The 23,874-nt window shown below is 50.0% G+C and carries 20 protein-coding genes; all 20 read right to left on the minus strand.

Translation table 11 applies throughout. From position 1 onward, the window contains the following. Window positions 1-4: 4 nt before the first annotated feature. Window positions 5-1,456 carry a hypothetical protein gene (locus WC515_02215; protein MFA5146181.1) on the minus strand — a complete coding sequence of 484 codons (1,452 nt, stop codon included), beginning with the start codon at window positions 1,454-1,456 and terminating at the stop codon, window positions 5-7. 9 nt (window positions 1,457-1,465) lie between these two features. Then, the gene (locus WC515_02220; protein MFA5146182.1) at window positions 1,466-3,889 is read right to left on the minus strand and encodes an ATP-dependent Clp protease ATP-binding subunit; all 2,424 of its coding nucleotides are present in this window, start codon (window positions 3,887-3,889) and stop codon (window positions 1,466-1,468) included. Window positions 3,890-3,912: 23 nt separating this feature from the next. After that, window positions 3,913-4,959, minus strand: a complete 1,047-nt coding sequence (locus WC515_02225) for a protein arginine kinase (GenBank protein MFA5146183.1) — start codon at window positions 4,957-4,959, stop codon at window positions 3,913-3,915. Then, a complete protein-coding gene (locus WC515_02230; GenBank protein ID MFA5146184.1) occupies window positions 4,956-5,468 on the minus strand; it encodes a UvrB/UvrC motif-containing protein in 513 nt (170 codons plus the stop codon). Before WC515_02230 ends, WC515_02225 begins: the two co-directional genes overlap by 4 nt. Window positions 5,469-5,494: 26 nt before the next feature. Next, a complete protein-coding gene (gene ilvE, locus WC515_02235) occupies window positions 5,495-6,367 on the minus strand; it encodes a branched-chain-amino-acid transaminase (GenBank protein ID MFA5146185.1) in 873 nt (290 codons plus the stop codon). An 82-nt stretch (window positions 6,368-6,449) separates the two neighbouring features. After that, window positions 6,450-7,172: an ABC transporter ATP-binding protein gene (locus WC515_02240; protein MFA5146186.1), complete on the minus strand. Its 723-nt coding sequence runs from the start codon at window positions 7,170-7,172 to the stop codon at window positions 6,450-6,452. Further along, window positions 7,165-8,346, minus strand: a complete 1,182-nt coding sequence (locus tag WC515_02245; protein MFA5146187.1) for an ABC transporter permease — start codon at window positions 8,344-8,346, stop codon at window positions 7,165-7,167. The genes WC515_02240 and WC515_02245 overlap by 8 nt, the downstream gene beginning before the upstream one ends. After that, window positions 8,347-9,822 carry a lysine--tRNA ligase gene (gene lysS, locus WC515_02250; protein ID MFA5146188.1) on the minus strand — a complete coding sequence of 492 codons (1,476 nt, stop codon included), beginning with the start codon at window positions 9,820-9,822 and terminating at the stop codon, window positions 8,347-8,349. Between the two features lie 64 nt (window positions 9,823-9,886). Continuing rightward, a complete protein-coding gene (locus WC515_02255; GenBank protein MFA5146189.1) occupies window positions 9,887-13,300 on the minus strand; it encodes a PAS domain S-box protein in 3,414 nt (1,137 codons plus the stop codon). Between the two features lie 14 nt (window positions 13,301-13,314). Then, window positions 13,315-14,148, minus strand: coding sequence for a PilZ domain-containing protein (locus tag WC515_02260; GenBank protein MFA5146190.1), 834 nt, complete (start codon window positions 14,146-14,148; stop codon window positions 13,315-13,317). Between the two features lie 111 nt (window positions 14,149-14,259). After that, window positions 14,260-15,582 carry a GDSL-type esterase/lipase family protein gene (locus WC515_02265; protein MFA5146191.1) on the minus strand — a complete coding sequence of 441 codons (1,323 nt, stop codon included), beginning with the start codon at window positions 15,580-15,582 and terminating at the stop codon, window positions 14,260-14,262. A 14-nt stretch (window positions 15,583-15,596) separates the two neighbouring features. Then, on the minus strand, window positions 15,597-16,634 hold the full coding sequence (locus WC515_02270; GenBank protein MFA5146192.1) for a hypothetical protein: 1,038 nt from the start codon (window positions 16,632-16,634) through the stop codon (window positions 15,597-15,599). Between the two features lie 7 nt (window positions 16,635-16,641). Beyond that, window positions 16,642-16,899, minus strand: a complete 258-nt coding sequence (locus WC515_02275; GenBank protein ID MFA5146193.1) for a type II toxin-antitoxin system RelE/ParE family toxin — start codon at window positions 16,897-16,899, stop codon at window positions 16,642-16,644. Then, window positions 16,896-17,183: a type II toxin-antitoxin system Phd/YefM family antitoxin gene (locus tag WC515_02280; protein ID MFA5146194.1), complete on the minus strand. Its 288-nt coding sequence runs from the start codon at window positions 17,181-17,183 to the stop codon at window positions 16,896-16,898. Before WC515_02280 ends, WC515_02275 begins: the two co-directional genes overlap by 4 nt. Window positions 17,184-17,406: 223 nt before the next feature. Further along, on the minus strand, window positions 17,407-18,405 hold the full coding sequence (locus WC515_02285) for a hypothetical protein (protein ID MFA5146195.1): 999 nt from the start codon (window positions 18,403-18,405) through the stop codon (window positions 17,407-17,409). Window positions 18,406-18,586: 181 nt separating this feature from the next. Beyond that, on the minus strand, window positions 18,587-19,582 hold the full coding sequence (locus tag WC515_02290) for an SGNH/GDSL hydrolase family protein (GenBank protein ID MFA5146196.1): 996 nt from the start codon (window positions 19,580-19,582) through the stop codon (window positions 18,587-18,589). A gap of 321 nt (window positions 19,583-19,903) precedes the next feature. Next, window positions 19,904-22,030, minus strand: a complete 2,127-nt coding sequence (locus WC515_02295; protein MFA5146197.1) for a sialidase family protein — start codon at window positions 22,028-22,030, stop codon at window positions 19,904-19,906. A 204-nt stretch (window positions 22,031-22,234) separates the two neighbouring features. Beyond that, on the minus strand, window positions 22,235-22,669 hold the full coding sequence (locus WC515_02300) for a hypothetical protein (GenBank protein MFA5146198.1): 435 nt from the start codon (window positions 22,667-22,669) through the stop codon (window positions 22,235-22,237). Then, a complete protein-coding gene (locus tag WC515_02305) occupies window positions 22,666-23,226 on the minus strand; it encodes a hypothetical protein (GenBank protein ID MFA5146199.1) in 561 nt (186 codons plus the stop codon). Before WC515_02305 ends, WC515_02300 begins: the two co-directional genes overlap by 4 nt. A gap of 9 nt (window positions 23,227-23,235) precedes the next feature. Further along, window positions 23,236-23,646, minus strand: a complete 411-nt coding sequence (locus WC515_02310; GenBank protein ID MFA5146200.1) for a hypothetical protein — start codon at window positions 23,644-23,646, stop codon at window positions 23,236-23,238. Window positions 23,647-23,874: the final 228 nt, after the last annotated feature.

A 23,874-nucleotide genomic window follows, 5' to 3' on the forward strand; every position in this document is an offset into this window, starting at 1 on the left:
CCCCCTAAAACCTGTCTTCGTAAGCCAACCCGAAGAAATCCTTGTCCTCGCCCACCTTCAGCTTAAGGCTGTCGTGCGTATGGAGCTTATACTCCAGCTCAAATTCGTCCTTGTCGCGCAGGCTCTCGTCTATTCTCCTGTTGTTCTCAAACCTCGTATATCCCACGTTGACTTCATCGCTCATCTTCTTCTCCATCTTCACTTCCTGGAAATCCTGTATCGTCTTCATATCAAGGCCGTCCCAGTTTATGGCTATATCGCTCGAGGTCATCTTGACCCCTTCGAACATGTTGCCCTTGCCGGCCTTGCTCAGGTCCATTTCGCCGCCCAGCACGAAAGAACCGCTCCGCCTCGTTATCCTCGACTCCTCTATCCGGATGATCGCGCCCTCGCCGCGCAGGCGAGCGCTCAACAATTCGAAATCGACGCCGCAGACCTGCCCGTCCCTTATAAGCATCTTGGCATCGAGCTTCTGTTTCCCCGCGGGGCCCTTAAGTTCGAACCTGCCGCTCAATATGCCGCTCAGCGGAAGCTTCTCGACGATGCCTATGTTGGCCATCGCCTGGCTGATGTTCGTATTATCGACCACTATCACGATATCCATGGTATAGAGATCGTTGAGATATATCTTCCCGTACATCCTGAGGTCTCTCCCTATATCCAACTGCGATATCTCCAGTAAACCGTCCGACAGCCCGTACGAGGCGCTTATATCCAGGAACGGCCTGTAATTCACGACCAGGTTCTTCGTGGATATCTTCCCTTCGATGCGGTCTTTGCCGGACCCTGCGGCATCTCTTATGAACCTGTTCGTAATGGTAACATCCGAGACGATATCGAACCCCTTTATCTGAAGATGCTGCACGGTAAAATTAGCCGTCAGTTCGTTCTCCTCGGAGAGTCCGCCCGTGACCTTGAAGACACCGACCTTCGACTTTATCTCTCCCGAGAAGGCCCTGTCTTTCACCTGTCCCGTTACGTCAAGCCGTTCACCGTATATGTTTATATTGCCTTTGATCCTGGCGTCCGTCATCTCGCCCGCTATCCTTATGAAACCGGATATATCGTTCCTGTTGGCCGAGAATTTCACGTCTATATACGGTTCGTTCGAGAGCGGCCTGAGGAACGAGATCGGGCTCTTCCTCTTGAAGAGAAAGTCCCATATCCTGTAATTGGAGCGTATGCTCTTTATCTCTACGTGAGGGAGAAGGGGCGACCCGTTCTGGTCCAGGAGGAGACAGCCGTTCACGGTGAACGGGTTGACTATGCCGCCGTCCAGCGTGCCGAAAGAGAGCTTCACCTTCTTGTCCAGCGCCTCTTCTATCTTCGATTCGGCCAGGAACTTGACCTGCGGCGCAAAGGACTCCACCTTCGACTCCAGGAAGAGCATCATGCTGAAGGTGAGGAACGCCGTAAGGAGCACTTTGAAACGCCTTCTCGCCCGCACGTGTCGCATAATCAGCTTTCAGGCGGTCTTGAACTCAAGATGGTCCGCTTTTGCCGTTACCTTGATCTTGCCGCCTTTTTTGTAATTGCCCTTTATGATCTCTTCGGCCATCGGGTCTTCCAGGAAACGCTGTATGGTCCTCTTCAAAGGCCGCGCGCCGAATACTTTGTCGAACCCCTTCTCTATAAGGAATTCCTTTGCGTCCTTCATAAGCTCTATGGTTATATTCTGATCCTTGAGACGCGACTCCACCTCGTGGATCTCCAGCTCGACTATCTTTTCAAGGTCCTCGCGCGTGAGCGGCCTGAATACGATGATGTCGTCGACCCTGTTCAGGAACTCCGGCTTGAACGTCTTCTTCACCTCATCGAGAAGCCGCTCCTTCATCGACTGGTAGGTGACCTCCTCCGCCTGCGATTTGAAACCTATGGAACCCTGTTTCTTCAGGTTCTCGGCGCCCAAATTGGAGGTCATGATGATGATCGTGTTCTTGAAATCGACTTTCCGGCCGAACGAATCCGTGAGCCGGCCTTCCTCCAGGACCTGGAGGAGTATATTAAAGACATCCGGATGCGCCTTCTCTATCTCGTCCAGCAGCACTACGGAATAGGGACGCCGTCTCACCTTTTCGGTAAGCTGTCCGCCCTCATCATATCCGACGTAACCCGGAGGGGCCCCCACGAGACGCGACACGTTGAACTTCTCCATGTACTCGGACATGTCTATCTGTATTATGGCGTCCTCGTCGCCGAACATGAATTCGGCAAGCGCGCGGCCCACAAGCGTCTTCCCTACGCCTGTCGGGCCAAGGAATACGAACGACCCGATCGGTCTGCGCGGGTCCTTTATGCCAGCCCTCGAACGCCGCACGGCGTGCGCTATGGCGCTTATCGCCTCATCCTGTCCGATGACGCGCTTGTGCAGCCCCGCCTCCATATTGAGAAACTTCGCGGACTCCTTCTCTTCGAGCTTTATGATAGGTATGCCGGTCCACCTGGAGACGATCACTGCTATGTCCTCTTCCGTCACCTGCGGCTCGACCTTACCCTTAGATTCCTTCCATTCCTTTTTTGTCCGGCCCAGCTCATCTTTCAGTTTTCTCTCTTCATCCCTGAACTTTGCCGCCTTTTCGAAATCCTGCCCCTTGACCGCCTCTTCCTTTTCCTTGCGGACGACCTCTATCTTGTCCTCTATGTGCTTCACGTCCGGCGGGGCGGTCATAACGGAAAGCCGCGCCCTTGAACCCGACTCATCTATAAGGTCGATGGCCTTGTCAGGAAGATACCTGCCGCTTATATAGCGGTCCGACAGCTTCGCCGCCGCCTCGACCGCGTCATCGGTGAACTTGACCTTGTGGTGGGCCTCATATTTGTCCCTCAGGCCCTTCAATATCTCTATCGTCTCGCTCACGCTCGGCGGCTCTACCATTATCGTCTGGAAACGCCGTTCCAGCGCGGCATCCTTTTCGATGTGCTTCCTGTATTCGTCGAGCGTCGTCGCGCCTATGCACTGTATCTCACCCCGCGAAAGCGCCGGCTTCAATATGTTCGACGCGTCTATCGCCCCTTCGGCGCCGCCGGCGCCGACGAGCGTATGTAGCTCGTCGATGAAGACGATGACGTCCTCCGAGCGTTTTATCTCGTCCATCACCGCCTTTATCCTCTCCTCGAACTGGCCCCGGTATTTTGTGCCTGCCACCATCAGCGCGAGGTCCAATATGATGATACGCTTGTCTCTCAGTATCTCCGGCACATCCCCTACGACGATCTTCTGCGCGAGCCCTTCCACTATCGCCGTCTTGCCGACACCTGCCTCTCCCAGGAGGACGGGATTATTCTTCGTGCGCCGGGAGAGTATCTGTATGACCCGCTCTATCTCGTTCTTCCTGCCGATCACAGGGTCAAGCTTGTTCTCTTTTGCCAGCTTCGTCAGGTCGCGCCCGAAAGCGTCCAGGGCCGGCGTCTTTGCGTGCGAGGCCTTCTGCCCCATCTCGTATCCGGGTATGGCGGAACCTAAAAGGTTCATCACCTCTTCCCTCACCTTGTCCAGCTCCAGGCCGGAATTCATAAGGACCTGCGATGCCACGCCCTCCCCTTCCCTTATCAGGCCGAGGAGCAGATGCTCTGTGCCTATATAGTTATGGCCCAGGGCGCGCGCCTCTTCCATGGCGAGCTCTATGACCTTCTTGGCCTTCGGCGTAAAAGGTATATCGCCCGATATTACGGTGCTCGGGCCCGGCTGGACCAGCTTCTCCACCTCCAGCCGTATCTTGTCGGAACTGAGGCCGAAACTCGCCAGTACGGCCGCGGCAACACCTTCACCTTCGCGCACCAGCCCCAGGAGTATGTGCTCCGTCCCGATGTAATCATGATTGAACCTTTTGGCCTCTTCCTTGGCCAGCAGTATGACCTTCCTCGCTCTTTCTGTGAACCTATTGAACATCGGCATCTCTTTCTAACCTCCGCTTATTTTAATTTCTCTCTGATCAACTCGGCGCGTTTCACGTCACGCTCGTGGGACGTCAGGACCTTGCCTTCCAGCTTCTGCAGGTGCGCCGGCTGGGTCATTATAAAAAGTTCGTTCAGCATCTTCCTGTTCAGGTTCTTTACGATACCGAGATCTACCCCGAGGCGTATCGCGGAGAGGAGCGCTATCGTCTCCTCGCTCGATATTATATGGGCGTTCTTCAGCGTGCCGTACGCCCTCCACACCCTGTCGGAGAGCTCTTCTTTGTTCTTCATCAGGATATTCTTCCTGGTGAGGTCTTCGCGGGATATTATCTGGCTTATTATCCTGTCGATATTGTCTATGAGCTCCTCCTCCGACATCCCCATGGAGGACTGGTTAGAGACCTGGAATATGTTGCCGCTCGCTTCCGTCCCCTCTCCGTAAAGCCCCCTGATATTGAGACCCAGTTTCGCCGTCGCCTGCAGCACCTTGTTTATCTGCCCGGTGAAGACGAGCGCCGGCAGGTGGAGCATCACGGTGCCGCGCAATCCGGTCCCGACGTTGGTCGGGCAGGCCGTCAGGTATCCCCATCTCGGGGAGTAGGCAAAATGGAGGCTCTTGCTGAGCTCCGTGTCGATCTCATCTATGACACGCCACGCATCCTTGAGGTCCAGTCCGGATTTCAATACCTGTATCCTGAGGTGGTCCTCTTCGTTCACCATGATGCTGACGACCTCTTTGGGGTCTATGACGAGCGCCTTATACTCGACATCTTTGGCGTGTTCCGGGCTCATCAGGTGGCGCTCCACCAGGAATAACCTGTCTATCTCGCTAAGGTCCTTGAGCCGCAGGAAGAGCGCGCTCTTGAGAAAGGGGTTCGACCTGACCGCCTCTTCAGACAGCTCCAGGATCTCCATGAGCTGCCTCTTGTCGGCCCAGTGCGAAAAGGATAGTTTCCCTATATTCCTGGCCAGGCGCGTCCTGGAAGACATCACTATCTCCTGGTTCGGGCCGGTGCCCCTCAGCCATTCGCTGTCCTGGCGCAGAAAATCATCTATGATCATTTTGTGTTCTGCCCGTTCTTTGTCTTCTTCTCGAATTCCCGTATCTTGTCCCTGAGGCGGGCCGCCTCCTCAAAGTCCTCTGCCTGTATCGCCTTCTCCATCTTCATCCGCAGTTCCTGGATGTTCCTGGTGTCATGGACCGTCTTCCCGGCGGTGAGCGGCACTTTGCCCGCGTGCCTGTCGGTGCCGTGTATCCTTTTCAGGAGCGGGGCTAGCTGTTTCTTGAACGCGTCGTAACACTCGCTGCAGCCCAGACGTCCGACCCTCCTGAAATCCTGGTATGTAAAACCGCAGCTGGGGCACTTTATCGATTCGACCACTTCGGGTTCTGTGACAGCGCCAAGGTCGGAAAGCCCTGCGAGGAGGTCGTTCAGGCCGAAATGCTCTTCCATCTCGGTGCCCTTCTCCCGGGCGCATTCCTCACACAGGTGGAGCTTGGTCACCTTCTCGTTCACGATCTCCGTGAGATGTACCGTTGCCTCTTTCTTGCCGCAGACGTCACATAGCATAACTTTTCTCTCCGTAAGCTTAAGCCTTAGATTTTGTACTTAACCCCGTCGCTCTTCGTCATCTTTTTGAACCTCTCCAGAAGACGTAACGTGATGTCGCCGGGCCTGCCGTTGCCGATAGTGCGTTTATCTATCCTGACCACCGGGACTATCTCCGCGGCCGTGCCGGTGAGGAAGACCTCGTCGGCCGAATAGACCTCCTCCATCTTCAGGAGCCTCTCGCGGACCTTCATATCCGCCTTCCTGGCAAGGATTATGACCGCGTCTCTCGTGATCCCTTCGAGCGCCCCTATGTCCACCAGGGGCGTGATGAGCTCGCCCTTGCGCACGATAAAGATATTATCCCCCGTGCACTCCGCGACATAATCGTCCGCTGTCAGCATGATCGCCTCTTCGGTGCCCGCCTTTATCGCGTCGATCTTGGCCAGGATATTGTTGAGGTAGTTCAGCGATTTTATCTTCGGGTTCAGCGCCTGCGGGAGGTTCCTCCTCGTTGCCGCCGTGATTATCGTAAGGCCGTTCTTATAAAATTCCCGGGGATACAGGGCTATCTTGTCGGTTATTATGAAGATCGTCGGCCTTTTGCATTTGCGCGGGTCGAGCCCCAGGTCCCCGACACCCCTGGTGATGACAAGGCGCACATATGCGTCCCTCAGCCTGTTGGCCTTGAGCGTCCTGACGACCGCGTCGCTCATCTCCTTCTTGGTCATGGGTATGCTGAGCTCTATAGCGTCGGCCGATCTGTACAGCCGGTCAATGTGCTCTTTGAGGCGAAAGACGAGACAGTCATATGACCGTATCCCCTCGAAGACACCGTCCCCGTATAAAAGGCCATGATCGAAAACAGAGATATGCGCCCTGGTCTTATCCACAAACTTCCCGTCGAAATATATCTTCACAGTTCCACCCCGTTAGTAAACATATAATTATATAAGTATATATTATAAAGGGATATTATGTCAAATGAATCTTGGCGGGAGCTTATTGAACGATCTTGCCGTCTTTGAGGCGTATCACGGAACGTATCCGCGACGATATCTTCTCGTCATGGGTCACTATCACCAGGGTCATACCGATCTTCGTCTTCAGGTCGAATAGGACTTCATAGATCGAACCGCTCGTCTTCGAATCGAGGTTCCCGGTCGGTTCGTCGCACAGCAGGAGTTCGGGCTCGTTTATGAGCGCCCTTGCGATAGCTATCCTCTGCGATTCCCCTCCGGAAAGCTCTCCCGGCCTGTGGTTTGCCCTGTGGTCCAGGCCCGACAGGCCGAGTAATTCCCTCGCTCTTCTCTTTATTTCCCTGACCCTTGACCCTTGCCTGTCCGCCGAAGCCTTGGCGAAGGCGGACCCTTTGACCCTCATCAACGCCGGCATCATCACGTTCTCCAGCGCGGTGAATTCCGGGAGGAGATGGTAGAATTGGAAGACGAGGCCTATCCTCTCGCCCCGGGAAAGCGCCCTCTCCCTGTCGCTCATCGCATATATGTCTTTCCCGCTCAAAAGGACCCTGCCTGAAGTGGGCCTGTCAAGACCGGCGATAAGGTGCAGAAGCGTCGACTTTCCTGCCCCGGACGGACCGACGATGGCCACGGACCCGCCCCTCTCTATCGCGATATCTACCCCGTCGATAGCCCTGACCGTCTTCCTGGCGGGACCCTGGTACAATTTGTGCAGCCCTTCTCCTCTTATGATCACATCATTCATACCTGAGCGCCTCCACGGGATCGAGCCGCGATGCCTTATAAGACGGATAGATGGCGGCCAGAAGGCTTATCACCATGGCCGACAGCACTATAACGGTGATATCATGGATCTCCAGCTTGACCGGGAGCCGGTCTATGTAGTATATGTCCTTTGGAAGCGTGATAAATTTGTACGTCTTTAGAAGCCATGAGACCCCGACCCCGAGCACCGAGCCCGCTATGGTCCCGGCCAGGCCTATGACGCCCCCCTGCAGGGCGAATACGGCCATTATGTCGGAGTTCGTCGCGCCGATCGCCTTAAGTATGCCTATATCCTTCGTCTTCTCAAGGACCGTCATGATCAGGCTGGCGGATATATTGAAACAGGCGACGAGGATTATCAGCGTAAGTATGATGAACATGACCGTCTTCTCCAGCTTCAGGGCGGCCAGCAGGTTCTTATTTGAGTCCATCCACGTCCTGACCGCATACGGGAGCCCCAACTCTTTCTGCAACCTGCTCTTCACCTCGCCTATATGCATGGCGTCGTCCGCCCTGACCGATATCCCGCTGACGAGGCCTTTGACGGCGAGGAGGTCCTGCGCCTTATCGAGACCTATGTACGCAAGCGTCATGTCATACTCGTACATGCCGGAGGTGAAGATGCCGCATACCGTGAAATCTTTTCCCTCGACGTAGGCCGGAGATATCACGGATAGTCTATCTCCTATCTTCAGCCGCAGTTTGCCCGCGAGCTCGCTCCCTATCACTATCCCCCCGTCGCCGAGCTCAAGGCTCCCCTCTTTCATATACTTGCCGAGCTTATTTACCCTCACCTCATTGTACGGCTCTATCCCCTTCACTATTATCCCAGTCACGTTCTCATCCCGGCGCACGAGCGCCTGGCCGTTCAGGAAGAACGCCGCGGCTATCACGTGGTCGGTGGCCAGGACCTTCCTCAGGATCTCTCCGGAAGGCTTCATGCCGTAATCGGATATCACTTCCAGGTGGGCGTTCGTCCCGGTGATCTTATCCTTGAGGTCGGCATCGAAACCGCTCATCACGGCTATGACGATCATAAGCGCCGATACGCCTACGGCGATGCCCAGTATGGAGATCATGCTTATCAGGGATATGAACTTCTCTTTGCGGGGCGAGGTGAGGTATCTAAGGGCTACGAAAAGCTGCCAGCGCATCTAAGAGCCCGACTCTGGTTTTAATTGTGGAAAAAGGACGACGTCCCGTATGGAAGCCGAATTTGTAAGTATCATGACGAGGCGGTCGATGCCGATACCGAGCCCGCCGGCCGGCGGCATGCCGTACTCGAGGGCCCGCACGAAGTCGTGATCGATAGTTCGGAGTTGGGAGTTGGGAGTTCGGGGTTCGGCCTTGCCGGGCCCGAGCTCGTCCTCGAAACGCTTCTTCTGTTCGATCGGATCGTTCAGCTCGGAATAGGCGTTGGCTATCTCCATGCCGCCCATATAGAGCTCGAACCTGTCGGTAAGGAGCGGGTCGTCCGGCTTGGTCTTGGCCAGCGGGCAGAGTTCCTTGAAAAGGTCTATGACGAATACCGGATGGTCTCCCGCCTTAGGTTCGATCAGCTCCCCGACGATATTTATGAGCTGGGTGCGCGATATCTCCCTGCCTTCTATCTCCACGCCTTTCTTCTTCAGCTTCTTCACCCACTCATCCGGCCTCTCGTCAGGCGTTATGCCGAACTGCTCTTTCATGAGTTCGGCGAACGAAACGCGCTCCCACCTGGAGAGGTCTACCTTCTTACCCTGGTATTCGAACTCGGTCTTCCCCGTGACCGTCCGCGCCAGGTGCGTGATCATCTCTTCGGTCAATTTCATCATGCCGGCGCAATCCGAATAGGCCTCATACACCTCTAGCATCGTAAATTCCGGGTTGTGCCGGACGGAGATGCCCTCGTTCCTGAAATTCCTGTTTATCTCGTATACCCTATCCAGGCCGCCTACCAGGAGCCGCTTTAGATATAGCTCCGGCGCGATCCTGAGATAGAGGTCCACGTCGAGCGCCTCATGGTGCGTCTTGAACGGCTTTCCCGCGGCCCCGCCCGGCATCGGCTGCATCATGGGCGTCTCCACTTCCAGGAAACCGCGCCGGTCAAGGAAGGACCGTATCTCCGACACTATCCTCGAGCGCGCGATGAAGACGTTCCTGACCTCATCGTTCATCACGAGGTCGACATACCGCTGCCGGTATCTCGTCTCGATATCCTTCAGGCCGTGCCATTTCTCCGGCAGCGGCCGCAGGGACTTCGCGAGGATACGGAGCTCAGTAACCTTCACCGTAGGTTCGCCGGTCCTCGTCTTGAACGTCTCGCCCTTGACCCCTATGAAGTCGCCTATATCTATATTTTTGAGGAACTGGAAGGTGTCCGCGCCTATCGCCTCTTCCCGCACATACGCCTGTATCTTACCGCTCCCGTCCTTCAGGTCATAGAACACGCTCTTGCCGTGTTCCCGCGCGGCCATGATGCGGCCTGCCAGCGCCACTTTTGCCCCTTCGGAGAAATCGTCTTTCAATGCCTTTACCGACGAGGAGGTCTCGAATCTCCCGCCGTAGGCATATATCCCACGGCCGGCGATATCTTCAAGCTTCGCCTTGCGCTGCTTCATCAATTCGTTCTCTGTGCTATGCGGTTCCATATATGTATCAGATTATATATTCGGCCGGAGAGGGTTGTCAATATAAAACGGCCGAGGCGGCGCGTCACTTCTTATATTTCAATATCTTCAGGAATGCCTTCACTATATCCGGGTCGAACTGTGTGCCGGAACCGTCCTTTATCATCTTGAGGGCCTTTGCCTCGGGGAACGCTTTCCGGTAAGGGCGGTCGGATGTGAGCGCCTGGTAGACGTCGGCTATCGCGATTATGCGCGCGCCTATCGGTATCTCCTCTCCCTTAAGGCCTGCGGGATACCCCTTCCCGTCCCAGCGCTCATGGTGGTAGAGTATCAGCGGTATGATATCGTGCATAAAGTGGATCGGCCGCAGTATGTCCACGCCGATCTGCGGATGTTTCCTTATCATCTCCAGCTCTTTCTTCGTAAGCTTCGCCTTCTTAAGCAGAATCTTTTCGCTTATACCTATCTTCCCCAGGTCGTGCAGGATCGAGGCCTGGCGTATCGGCTCTATCTCTTCTTTAGGGATATGTATCGCCTTTGCTATCTCCGTAGCGTAATAGACGGTCTTTTCGGTGTGCTCTCCCGTGTAGTGGTCTTTCAGCTCTATCGTCTTTGCGAAGGCGGAGATCGATTCTATGAGGCTCTGTTTCCCGCTCTTTGTCAGTCTTTCCAGCTTCTTCTTGAGCGACTTCACATCTGCCGTCTCTTCGGGCATATGGTTCTTGCGTTCCTCCACCTCGAGCGATGAGTAGACGCGGTTACCCCCGTCTTCCTTCGCCTTGTCGAGGATGAAATCGGCTATATTTATGAGGTCTACGCCCTTGACCGTGTTGTCCTCCGGATACGACGCTACGGCTATGCTCAATTTCAGCTTCACGGTATGCTTATTGTTGCCGAAAGAGAATATGCTGAGCTCGTCTATGAGCCTCTGCGCAAGGACGATCGCCTTCGACCTGTCGGTCCCGGGAGACATGATAAGGAATTCCTCGCCGCCATACCTGACTACAACATCATACCGGCGCACCATCTTTTTGATCTGCCTGGCCAGCTGCACCAGCACCATGTCCCCGAAATTATGGCCGTACATGTCATTTATCGATTTGAAGTAATCTATATCTATCATGACTACCGAGAGAGGATGGACATATTTCCTCGCGCGGTAAAATTCCGACTCTATGACCTCGCTTATATAACGGTGGTTGTAGAGGCCCGTCTGGGGATCTTTAAGGGCAAGCTGCTTAAGCCGCTTGCTCGATTTCAGTATCGCTTCGCTCAGTATCTCCTTCTCCTTTTCGGCCATCCTGTTATCCGTGATATCGCGGATGACGGTGACCACCCTCACTACACTATCGCCTTCGAATATCGGTATCTTCCGGGTCTCCGTGATGATGTCCTTCCCCGTCACCTTGTTCAATTCTTCCGTGACGAGCATCTTCCCGGTCTCGAAGACCTTGCGGTATTCATCGCGCACGTTATCGGAGAGAAAGGGATAGATCTCGAAGAGGCCCCTGCCTATCACGGACGTCTCGAGCCCCAGTTCCTTGTTCCACCTCTTGAACGCCCTGTTGAATACGAGTATGCGCAGGTCTTTGTCGACTACATGGATGAAGTCGGCCATAGAGTCGGTCATCGTCCTGTACTGCGCCTCGCTCTCGCGTAACGCCTCCTCGATCTTCTTCTGCCCGACGAGCATCTTGGCGTTCTCTATGGCGACGGCCGAGCTGGCCGCCAGCCCCTGCATCATGAAGACGTCCTGGGCATCGAACGCCTGCTTATCCTCCTTGTTATATATCTCGAAACAGCCCAGGAGCTCCCCTTTACCGTTTATAATGGGGACGCTCACAAGGTTGTAGAGGCCGAACTTCTTCTGTATCTCCGCGGGCACCTGGGCGTCATGCTCCGCATCGTTGCATATATAAGGCTTCATGGTGTTCGCGACCCATCCCGGGACGCCGTGCCCCGCCTCAAATACGTAATCGACCGATTGCGGCTTCCCGCCGGTATTATATTCCGTGAATACCATCTTGCCGTCTTTCAAAAGCCCTCCGGCGCCGGCCGTCCCGCTCACAAGTTCCATAGCGGCGGCTACGAGGGTCCTCATGATCACCTGGACGTCGAGGACCGTATTGATATGCTGGCTGGTGCGGGATAGGACCTCCAGCTGGTAATCGCGCTTCAGCAGGTTCTCTTCGGACCTCTTCCGTTCCGTTATATCGCGCGAGAAAGCGAAGTTATATTCATCCCCCTGGAATTCGAGATAATTCACGGTTATCTCGACGGGAAACGTGGTTCCGTCCTTCCGCCGCTGCCTGCTCTCGAAATTGAACGTCTTCCTCTCCTTGAGCTCCTTCCAGTGCTTGGGCCAGGCCTCGGGCGGGAAGTTCGGGTTGATATCGCTCACCTTCATCAGGAGAAGCTCCTCGCGCGAGTACCCGAGAGAGCGGCACGCCATGTCATTCACATAAAGGATATCCGCGTCGGGCCCTATCCAGAATATGGAATCGCCCGCCCTTTCTATCGAAAACTGCGCGAGCTGAAGGACCTCTTCGGCATCCTTACGCTCCTCTTCGACGCCTATGGCCGCCGCTATAAGTTTCAGGATATTCTTGTCGTCTTCCGTAGGGTTAAAATCGTACTTATAGAGGACGCAGAGCGAGCCGATGTAATTGCTGCCGAATTTGACGCCGCAGCCCATATACGTCTTAAGCCCATATCTCGCGATATTCGGGTCGGTCTTATTATAAGCGGTCTCGTGGAGGTTCCTTATTATCGCGACCTCGCCGCTTCCCTGCCGTATGATATCATAACAGATGTGGCCGTCCGCCTTATCCTTCGATCTGAAATCGGGCGGGACATGCCACTGGCCGCACGATGACAGCATATCCCCCTCGAGATGGTTGTAGAGCGCGCAATCCGCGTTCAGGAGCTCGCCGCATATGCTGGTGAGCCGGTTTATGTTATCAGTGGGGTCGACCGAGAAGTTAAGGAAGACGTTGTTTATCTTCTCAAGGCGCTCTTCCGCCCGCTTACGCTCTGTGATGTCGCGCACCACGGCCAGTATACGGTAACGTCCGCCTATGACCGCACTCTTGAGGTTCACCTCCACCCAGAATAACCGCCCCGCCTTGTCCTTCGCCAGCCATTCGAAGAGCTGCGGTTCGCCGCGCGACGCCTTGCTGATCCACTTTATGGCATCTCCCTGGCTGTACGGCGGCTCTCCGGAGCTTATTCTGCCGACATCCAGCGCCTTTATCTCGTCGGGGGAATAGCAGTACATCTCCGCCACCTTGCGGTTGGCGTCCACTATCTCCCCGGTCTCGATATCGTGGACGAAGATGGCGTCATTGGCCGCGTCGAAGATGGCGCGGTAGTTGGCCTCGGATATCCTTAAGGCCTCCTCCACCTTGCGGTGCTCGGTCTCGTTCCTCTCCAGGCCGGCTATGTGCTGCCGCAGTTCGGCGAGTTCCTTCATGAGCTCTTCTCTCGTATTATCTTCCATCGTATCTTTCGTCTTTAAACTTTGCTGTTGGCATACCTTATGAGCGTATCTATATCCTCCCGCGCCATCTTGATAAGCGACACGCCTATGTCGAACCTGTTGTTCCCGAGCGGAGAGATCCGCACGACTTGCACGACGGCGGCAAGCGGCGAGGCGGAGAATTCCTGCGGTATATCTATCTCCAGTATGATATATGACCCGACCGGCAGTATGCTGTCCGACTCGAAGAGGAAACCATGCCTGCTGATATTCTTCGTCGTCGATTTTTTATATAGCTCCTGGAACGGGAAATGGACATCGATCCTTGCCTTTATCCTTATCGATCTTCTCAGGTCGAACCCCTTGGGGATCTTGGTATCTATGAAGAAAGGCACCTCTGCCGGCGCCTTGAGCTTCCTGTCATCCACGAAGATATCGTAATATTGCTCTATGGCCCGGACGATATCCGAGATGCGGCCGACGAAGGCCTGGACGTCGCAGCCGGTCACCTTCTCGACCTCCTTTATGGCCTCATCATCGAGCGGGTCGAGCATGACAACGGTGATGATATTCTTTATCATGTCGACCGGCATGAGCCAGTGCTTAAGGGCGATGTCGACCGGCACCATCTTGATGACACCTTTCGGTATCTTATAGAACTGCAGAGGAAGGTATGGGACACCCAACTGGTTGGAGACGCTCTTGACTATATCCTCTTCGCTTACATAGTTATAGCTGATCAGGTATTGCGTGATGTTCCCGCCGAACTTCCGCTGGTGTTCAACGGCGTCCTCAAGTATGGCCGGGGTGATAAGCTTATTCTCAATAAGGATTTCGCTCAGCTTCTTGCTTTTTATACGTCTTATCATCTTTTATAATTTCCTTATAATAATTCTTAATAGAGCGTAACCTTAATAGTATATACTGAAAAATCTATTTTGACAAATAGGAGGGCACCATTTGTCATGCAGACGTTATCCTTATTCCTGATTTTTCAATATGTTATGTTGGGCGAGATAATTATATAAGGTAAGCGCGATGAACTTATTCCCTTCGACTGTCGGGTGGTCGAAGTCGATGAAATAATATGTGGCATCCCTCCCGCTTCTCTTCATCTCATCCGAAAATAGCGGCAGAAGGTCTATGTAGCGCACCCCGTTCCTTTCGCAGAAATCTTTCAATACGGACTGCGGATATGCCTCCTGCGGAGGAAGATCGAGCTGGAACGTGTACGGGAATATCAATATCAACACCTCCACCCCGTTCTCCGAACAGTGGTCCGTTATCTTCTTAAGATCTGAGAGCGTCTTCTCCCATGCGCGCAGGACTTCCGGCGAGCCATGGCGGTAGACCAGGTCCTCCACCTGAAGCTCTTCCAGCTTCTTTGCGCCCTCTTTCACGTCTTTACCGAATCTCAGCTTGAGCAGCCTCTCTTCCAGGAAGAGATAGAACGGCATACGCGATATGGAATAGCGGAGGGACGACAATACCGAAACGTCGCCGTAATCCTTCGTATGCGAAAGCTGGAACCCTATGCCGCGGCCGCCGAACTTCTTCAGACCGAACTGTTCCGTCACGTCATTCGGCACGAACCCGACGGTGACGAGGTCCGGTTCATACTTCATGCCCTCCGTCCGCAGCAGCTCGTACTCCTGCCACGGCGAATAGCCGTCGCATCCGGCGTTTATGACCTCGACCTTGCGGGCGGAGGCACCCTTCCTGAAGAGTTCCTCCAGGAGACAGGCCGTCGTCCCCTCGTAAGGTAACCTGTACCCGACGGTGACGGAGTCGCCGAGCTGGAGTATCCTGACGGTGCCTTCCGGCTTCTCATAACCGCCATACGGCGAACGGAGCCCTTTTGAGCTGACCTGATACCGCACGCCGTCCCACTTCTCATCGGTGCCCGGCCTCATCCGCCACCCGAGGCGCTCATCCTTCATGAATACGGTCTTCGTCCCTTCCTCCGGACCGGCATGGTACTTCATACTGAGAAAATTATTCACTATGAATAAGAATAGCCATAATGAGACGATCCCGAGCGCGATATTCCCGGCGCGGGGTCGCGCCGCGAGGAACCCTGAGAGTCCTATCCGTTTCCCTATATACGCCGCCACGAAGAACGCCGTGGCCGCGGCAAGGAACCTCAATATCGCTTCCTGCGTGCGCACTATCCTGGTATCATCCACGTCGTACCGGAATATGAAGATGGACAGGAGATAAAGAGAGAGGATCAGCGCCATGACGAGAAGTATGGCGCTGACGAACCGCATACCTGAATATACCGCTTTCTCTTCTTTTTCCATGATCGGGTAAGGCCCTATTTACCGGCGCGCGAGATTATGCCGTCGGCTATCATATCGGCCAGGGCATTCTCGCCTTTCGGTGTCAGGTGTATGTTATCCAGGAAGAGGTCTTTGCTCCGTCCTGATCTCATGAACTCCTTGTCCGCATCTATCACCAGGAGGCCGTACTTCTGCCCCAGGTCCAGTATGCATTTCCTCGCCTCTTCGAAGACCGTTGCATAATACTGGGTAGCTCTTATCCCGGCTATGCCCATCTCCTCTTCTTCCTTGAACATCGGATATGGCGGTATTATGAGAACGATATCGACATCATGTGCCCTGGCTATCAGGACCATCTCTTCGATCTTCCTGGAATAGAGGTCGAGGAAGAAGGATAGCGCCCTCGCCCTCTTCTCCTCCGTATCGACATTGACCTTCGCCCCTTCCATGCTTGCGAAGGGATAGCTCCCGGCGTAGTAGGAGTCGAGGTTCCTGCCCTGCATCAGGAGGATCTTTTCGCGCAATCGCGTATAGAAGTAGCTGTGTTCCATCAAAAATACGTTTATCGACTCCGGGTTCAACCTGTCCCAATGGAATGCCAGCCGTTCGGTATAGGGGTTCACGATGAATTTATTGACCTTGGGGTCGAACGTGTGATATATGGAGAAATAATTGTAGAAACTGTGGAGCACTATGATATCGACATCCTGCTGCGATATCCTATCCCTTATCATATCCCGGTGCGATGTAGTGCGGCTCCCCATCTTCCCGCTGTTTATCACTTCGGCAAAATCTTTCCCGCGCCTCTCTGACAGTATCTTCTCCAGGTAGAAAGGATAGCTCTTCTCGGCCTCGTTGTAATAACCGTAAGTGGTCGACTCCCCGACGCAGATTATCCTGTAACGTGTATGTTTCCTCGGCTCATAACTCTTTCCCCTCGACGGGAAACCATTCTCAACCGGCCGCAGGTTCCATCCGTAATATTTGAACCTCGCGTACGCCTCGAGCGATCCGAAGGTCACGGCTAAACTTAAGATGAGCAATACGATATTGGGGACGGTTCTATTTTTCACGCGATCTTCACCTGTAGACCTCGCGGCGGTGCATGACTTTTACCACCTGGACCATCAGCATATGCCTGACGATGGCGTAAATTATCCTGTAATCACCGACCCGGTACGAATATAACCCCTCCAGGTCCGCCTTTAACGCCTTTCCGATAAAAGGATCACGCACTACGACTTGGAGGGAATTCCCTATACGCTGTTTGATATGCGGTGGAAGAGCGTCTATCTGCTTCCTGGCCGTAGGAGCTATGACAATGGTATAAACCTTCATCGCCGTGGCTTTTTAGAGGCCTTCTTATCGCCAAAGACCTCCCGGAAGCCGTAAGACCTCCCTTCGGAAAGCTCCTTCCTGGCCTTCCTGATATCATTCATAACATCCTTACTGCTTACCAGTTCAAGCGTCTCAAGCCACCCTTCATAATCGTCTACGCACATTAGGACCGCCTCCGGCTCGCCCCTGTTCGATATCACATACCTGTCGAGCCGCGTCCTGACATCATTTAGCACGTTCCCCAGGTTCGCCCGCAATTTCCTCACCGATATATTCTTTACCATATTTTCCACCTCCGCATTAAGTGTACCATATTGTGTACACATTGTCAATCGTGTATACATGAAAATGCCTCCTTCAGCTTCTTTGTATACTCCCCATATATAAAGACGCCAAAAAAGGCGAAATTATTGCAGACTATTTTAAAATACTGGCACTTTGGAAGACGAACCCTATTTAATAATAATGTTAATGTTTTGTCCTCTTATAGGACTGTCTTCTATTGCTTTATTGAGTGCTTTTGATATTATTGATTCCTTGCTCAACGTATGGTAAAAGAACTTTAGCTATTGCTAGATTTCCAGCGGTGTTATAGTGATAAGAGTCCTGATAGTAGCTTGCTATATTTCCATCGGAAAAGACGTTACCCAAGTCAACGATAACGACCCTTTTATTATTGGAGAATTTACGTTCCAAATCTTCTCTAAGGGTAATTCTTTGCTCCTCAGTATTATATTCCTGGTGCAGGGGTGCTATGGCAAGGATAAAAAATTTCCCCTGCCGGGTTAATTGCTCTATGTATGCTGCCAAAGGCTTGCCGTATAAAGATGATTCCTGTATTTTGTTCTTCGGTTTTACCTTGTTTACGCTATCAAGAAACGAAAAATTAAGCTTGGCATTTCCGAATAACTTATCTTCCTTATATCCCTTCTCAACGCTACCATATCGCATAAGGTAATACTTTTCCTGTAGAAGAGTCGGCAAAATAAACGAGTAATTAAATCGTTTTAACGGCATATCGCTAAACCGAATACAACTCTTTTCCTGAATAAATTCATCCGGGCCGCCCTGGCCATAGAAATAAATGATACATATATCTAAGTTAATGTTCTTGGTGGCATTATAATTTGCCATAAAATAATTTGCCTTATGCTCGGAGAGCACGCAAAGGTTAACTACGGTTGCCTGCTTTGATGAATATGTTTGTGTATTTCTGATATTTAACAAATTCTGCAGATAACCCGCGATGCTGAAGTCGTTAGAAACGCCATAACCGCCGCCGACGCTCCCTCCAAAAACACCAATGCGTACTTCGCCCGGCTTCTTTTTAGAAGCAACAGGATTGCCTCGATAGCCGCAGTAATTATAGAACTCTTTTATACTGTATTTACTGTGGAGGTAGAGATCGACTAACAGCAGCATAATAATCATAAAAATAAAGACCCCTGTTGAAATCGATATACCTGTCAAAAAAGTTTTGAGCCTTGCGGGTTTGTCTTTTTTCACTATTTTAATCCTTCATTGTTCTACAATGTTATGTATTAACAGCCGATTTAATGAATTTGGTAAACAAACGGTCCTTGCGAAAATCTAGGGGCAAAAAATAAAAGCACGATCGTCAACAAGATAAATAAGAATATCGGAGCTATTACATACCACATATATGTTTTAAGAAATTTTTTTATGCTCATTCTGTTCCCTCGGGAGACGGCGTTAGATCATTCCGTATGAAATCATATATGTATTTCGCGATCAATCGATGCGCAAGCGTATTCGGATGCGCATCATCGTTCGAAACCCACAATTCTTCACTTCTCTTGTAACCTTCAAAATACTGTGTAAGATCGAGATATTCTATGTTGTTCTCTTTCAAAAATGCTTCGACTACATCCTGTTCTTTCTTAAATGGGTAATGGGACAGGTCATGAAGCTCCGGCAATATCACGACTTGAAAGGCGATCTTTTTTTCATCACATACGTTTTTAATCTGTAAAAAAGATTTTTTTGTATTTTGCCATCCGGGATTTTTATCTGTATAAAGATTCGAATAATATTCCTTATAGCCCTTTGAGGGGGATAGACGACTCCGTATCGACTGAAATTTGGACCAATAAAAACTGACCATTCTGGAATGGCCAAGGAACCACAGCTTTGATTTTTTTGGAGTAAGTTCGGCATCGTTTATAAAATAAAAGATGACCACTTTGTCCGGATCATACTTCAGGCCCTTTTTTAAAAAAATCCCGACCTCTTGTTCCGTATTATAATTCCCTGTTCCGAAGTTAAGTATTTCTGTAGGCGATATTTTGTTTAATTCCTTCTCCAATATGTATGGGAAAGCATCCTCTCTCCCCACTCCCCATCCAAATGTGATCGAATCCCCGAGAAAAATTATTCTGTATTTTCTGCCTTTTGCTAAAGTACGCTCTTCGTCGCGAAACCCATCAGAATTAATATGCACATTTACGTTCATTAAATGTATATCAACGTTTGGTTTATGCATATGGGAAATCGCCGGATCGTCAACGTCCATTTTCGCAGCCAGCCCATATTTTGTCATTTCTATATCATATACCACATGATTTCGGAGATACAGCCGTGTGATTAACTCACCTAAGGTGAAAAATATGACTATAGAAATAGCTAGTGCTGCAACCTTTTCTAAAAATTTTTTTGCGCTCATATCAGGCATTAATTTGGTTTTGTTTTATTGTAACTCATAATCATCCCTTTTACAATCTCAAATCTGTCCTATATCAACTATATGTGCAGATGATCTGGAACTGCGGATTTGGAGTCTGGATGTAAAAGAAAAAACAGCGAGACAGGTCTGGGATTGTTGCAAAAACCGAACTTAAAATACTATTATTCTCCGCAACCTGGCACCTTGGAAGACGGACCCTATTTTCTCCTTTAAAAGTGAACAATAGGGACGGTTCTATTTATTTTCGGCCTCTTTAAGAATAATACCGTGGCAATTAAGTGGAACCGTTCCCTTTATTAGCTACGGGCTTACCGTGTTCAATTGAGCCCAGGTACCGTTATCATAATATATCCAGACACCATACTGCGGACCGAAATCGATTATGAGGTCTGCCTGGCCATTCCCATTAAGGTATCCCGCACTTACATAATCGGGGTTTATGGAACTGATCTGCGCCCATGCCCCAGTGTCGTAATAGACCCAAAGGCAGTATTGAGACCCGAAGTTTATGGCAATATCATCCTTACCGTTCCCGTCAATATCACCGGTGGCTAAACTGACAGGGCTTACGTTTGAGATATTGGTCCATACGGAAAAATCCTCATATATCCAGAGCCCATATGGAACACCAAAATCTATGATAAGCTCATCCTTACCATCGCTGTCTGTTTCGCCTATAGCCATTGCCTCAGGGCTGACATCGCTTATCTTATCCAGCATCCCGCCGTCTCTGTATACCCATAAGCCGTATTGAGAGTCGAATCCGATAAATATATCCTCTTTACCGTCGCCATCGATGTCTCCTGCAGCCATCGACCGGGAGGTCAGGTCGCTCACCTTATTCCAGATATTGCCATCTTTGTATGACCAGATGCCATATTGAGCGCCGAAATCTATGATCACCTCGTCTTCATCATCGCCGTCGATGTCCCCTGTTACCATAGAATCACAATTTACGTCACTTATATACGTCCAGGTAGAGCCGTCAGAATAACTCCATATACCATACTGGGGGCCGAAATCTATAACCAGATCATCCGACCCCGTCCCGTCGATATTCCCTCTGACCATCGCTTGCGGGCTTATCGAACTGAGTTGAGACCATGTGGAATCGTTATAATATATCCAGATACCATAGGAAGATCCGAAGTCGATTATAAGGTCATCCAAATTGCCGCTGTCGACATTTGAAATTATAATTGGAGAATTCAAGTTGTCCACTCCTTTATCAAAATATATACCGTTCTTTCCGTTTCGATATTCGTTCCATGAAATGTTAATATCATTATTCTGACTGATAGCAAGAGAAGGCTCGCCATGGTATGAATCACCATCTTTTGCTCTAACAGGCGAACCAAATGAAATTCCGCAATCTGTACTTTTGGAAAGATATAATTCCTTAGTCGAACTTCCTTTCTCCCATGCCATATATACATTACTATCGTTATCCAAAGCTAATGACGGTATACAAAACGCACATTCACCAACGTTATTAATCCTTATATTTTTTTCAAATGAAATTCCACCATTAATGCTCCTGGAAAAGTATAGATTATAATCATATCCACGCACATCTGTCCATCCTATATAAATTTTACCCAGTGCATCGACACACAACGAAGGGGTCAATACCATCGTAGTTTCATCAGTATCTGTAACGCGTATATTTGTACCGAATGAAACCCCGCTATCGATGCTTTTGGAAAAATAGATACCTTCAGTATCCGCATGACAATACCGCCAGGCGACATAAATGATTCCATTTCTGTCTACAGCAACAGAAGGGTTAAAAGCATGACAATCTGTAAATAATGTATCATCATTTATTCTTGTACTTTTTTGGAAAGACATGCCACCATCATTGCTTCTAGATAAATACACGCCATACTTACCGTTCTGTTTACTTGTCCACGCAATATATATATTTCCATCTCCTGACACAGCAATTGAAACGCCATTCATATATAATAAAACCACATCGCCATCATCTACACGTATAGCCGTGCCAAATGATAATCCACCATCGATACTTTTAGCAAAATAAACATTCGAAATATCGTCCTTAGAAGAAATCCATGCCGCATAAATATTCCCCACACTATCTACAGCTAATGATGGTGAATATGCAAATATTTTAGGATCAGAGACTCTAACGCTTTTGCCAAACGACCGCCCTCCGTCTATACTTTTTGCTACATATAATACCGTATATGCGTTCCGTATATCAATCCATGCTATATAAATATTTCCATCCCCGTCAATAACTAATGATGTTTCGGTGGCCATTTCGACCACTGAATCAGCATCATTTACTTTTACGCTTGGTAAAAATACCACTTCACCAAATACATAAAAAACATTTAACAAAAAAAAGCTACTGATCACTACTATCAAAAATGTCAACAGCATAAATCTATTTTTTTTCATTGCTTTATCTCTTTATTATCTCAACGCTTTCATGCTCATCTAGTTTCTTTTCATCTATCTAAATTGGGGCCATCCTAAAAAGGGACACCCTACAATCTTAAATCTTTAAGCTTTTATCTACTATCGTCTCAAATTGCAAGAAATTTTAAAATACTTTTATTCGTGTAGGGTGTCCCCTTGTGGGATGGCCCCGGTTTAACTCGGCTAGTCAACTTGCTGAGCGGTTAAGAATATGGCCTTTTCTAAGGCAGTAAAAAAATCTTGATATGTTGCAGGGTCTTCCACAGACTGGATCCCGTACTGAGCATTCGCTCTCACAAGCAATTGGCTCTCTCCCCTGGGCCTTACAGTGACGGTCATTGTAACAGCTGCCTGTTTAACAAATTTAGTGCCGGTAACTGAGCCAAGCGCGATATCAGCTTTATCAATTACAAATTCCAGATCCTGCATTGTGCTTATTACCGTTTGCATCATTTTCTTCTTGTCGATTGTATCAAAAGCTCTGGTTTGCATGCTTCTTAATTTAACCGCGCTTGCGTCGCTTTCAAGAGCTTTGGTTGCTGTAGTTGCGCAACCTGATACAGTAATAGCCACAGCCAGAATAACAAATATACTGCAATATTTTATTAGTTTCTTCATATTTGCTCAGCCTCCAAAAATATTGCCTTTGACAAGCTATCATAAAATTTCTTATATATGCTTGGTTCTTTAACGGTTTCTATCCTACTAATTTGATTGCTCATGTTCCAAACAACTCTCTGAAATGTCACTCTAACAGCCGTCTTGCTTCCATCAAGAGAAGGTTGCGTAATAACTGAGGCCTTTACCATTTGAGCTTTATCGCATGCCGCGGTGGTATTAGAATAAACGCCAAATAGAGCCGATGCCACATCAAGCGCAATCGCTGCTGTGATTTGGCCCGCATTTTTTGCATCTGCCTTTTTTGAGGCAGCTACAAAACCTACTTCGGTCTCGCTATTATCTAGAGTAAATCCCAGGTCTTGTAAAACTCCGGCAACAGAAGTAACTATTTTCTCTTCATCTTTTGTTTCATATTGCCTCATTTGTAACTGGCGATCCTTGAGAGACTGTTCTGAAGCTTTCAGAAAACCTTTCGGGACGGTAGCACAACCAACTATGCCTAAACATAAAAATACAACTAAAAATATCTTTAGCGTATTACTTGGTTTTTTCATGTTGTTCTCCTAAAAACTGGAAGAATGATAGGCAAAGTCACGAACTTTTTTATCGGCGTCGAATTTAATAACTATTGTAAGCGTTCTCTGCGAAGTAGAACTTGCCCCTGAGTTCGGATGAATAGATCCGATTATTAACCAAGCACCTCCTGATTCATTTGAATAAACTACGTCTGTCGCAATCTTATCATAAACCCAATTTTCCAACCTGTTTTCATCGGTTGTAACGATATTAGGCGATCCGAGTATTTCGACAACTTGAGCAGATGCCATCCCAATACGAATTTGACTCTGAACCTTCCCCACCGTAACTCTATCCAATTGATCTGCTTTATTAACTTGTTTTGCATGGTAATAAGCAGATGAACATCCCGATAAAAATGCTAACGATATTATTATTATCAAAACTTTTTTCACCATCCACCTCCGTTTTGCAATAAAAAAGCAACTTTCTGAAGAAAGTTGCTAAAGTTACTTTCCTTTATCCTTTATATGCACAACCACTCCTTTGTGGCTTCCGTACACTATAGCATCTATAAATTATAAAGTCAATTCTCCTTGCTACTCTTTTCCTTTTTAATTACTTATGGGACGGTTTTGGGATTGCCGCCAGAACCACTCCTTGAACCTGGCCAAGAAAATAATCTT

The sequence above is a fragment of the Candidatus Omnitrophota bacterium genome (assembly GCA_041650805.1).
In the GTDB taxonomy this organism is placed as follows: Bacteria; Omnitrophota; Gorgyraeia; order 2-01-FULL-45-10; family 2-01-FULL-45-10; genus JBAZKM01.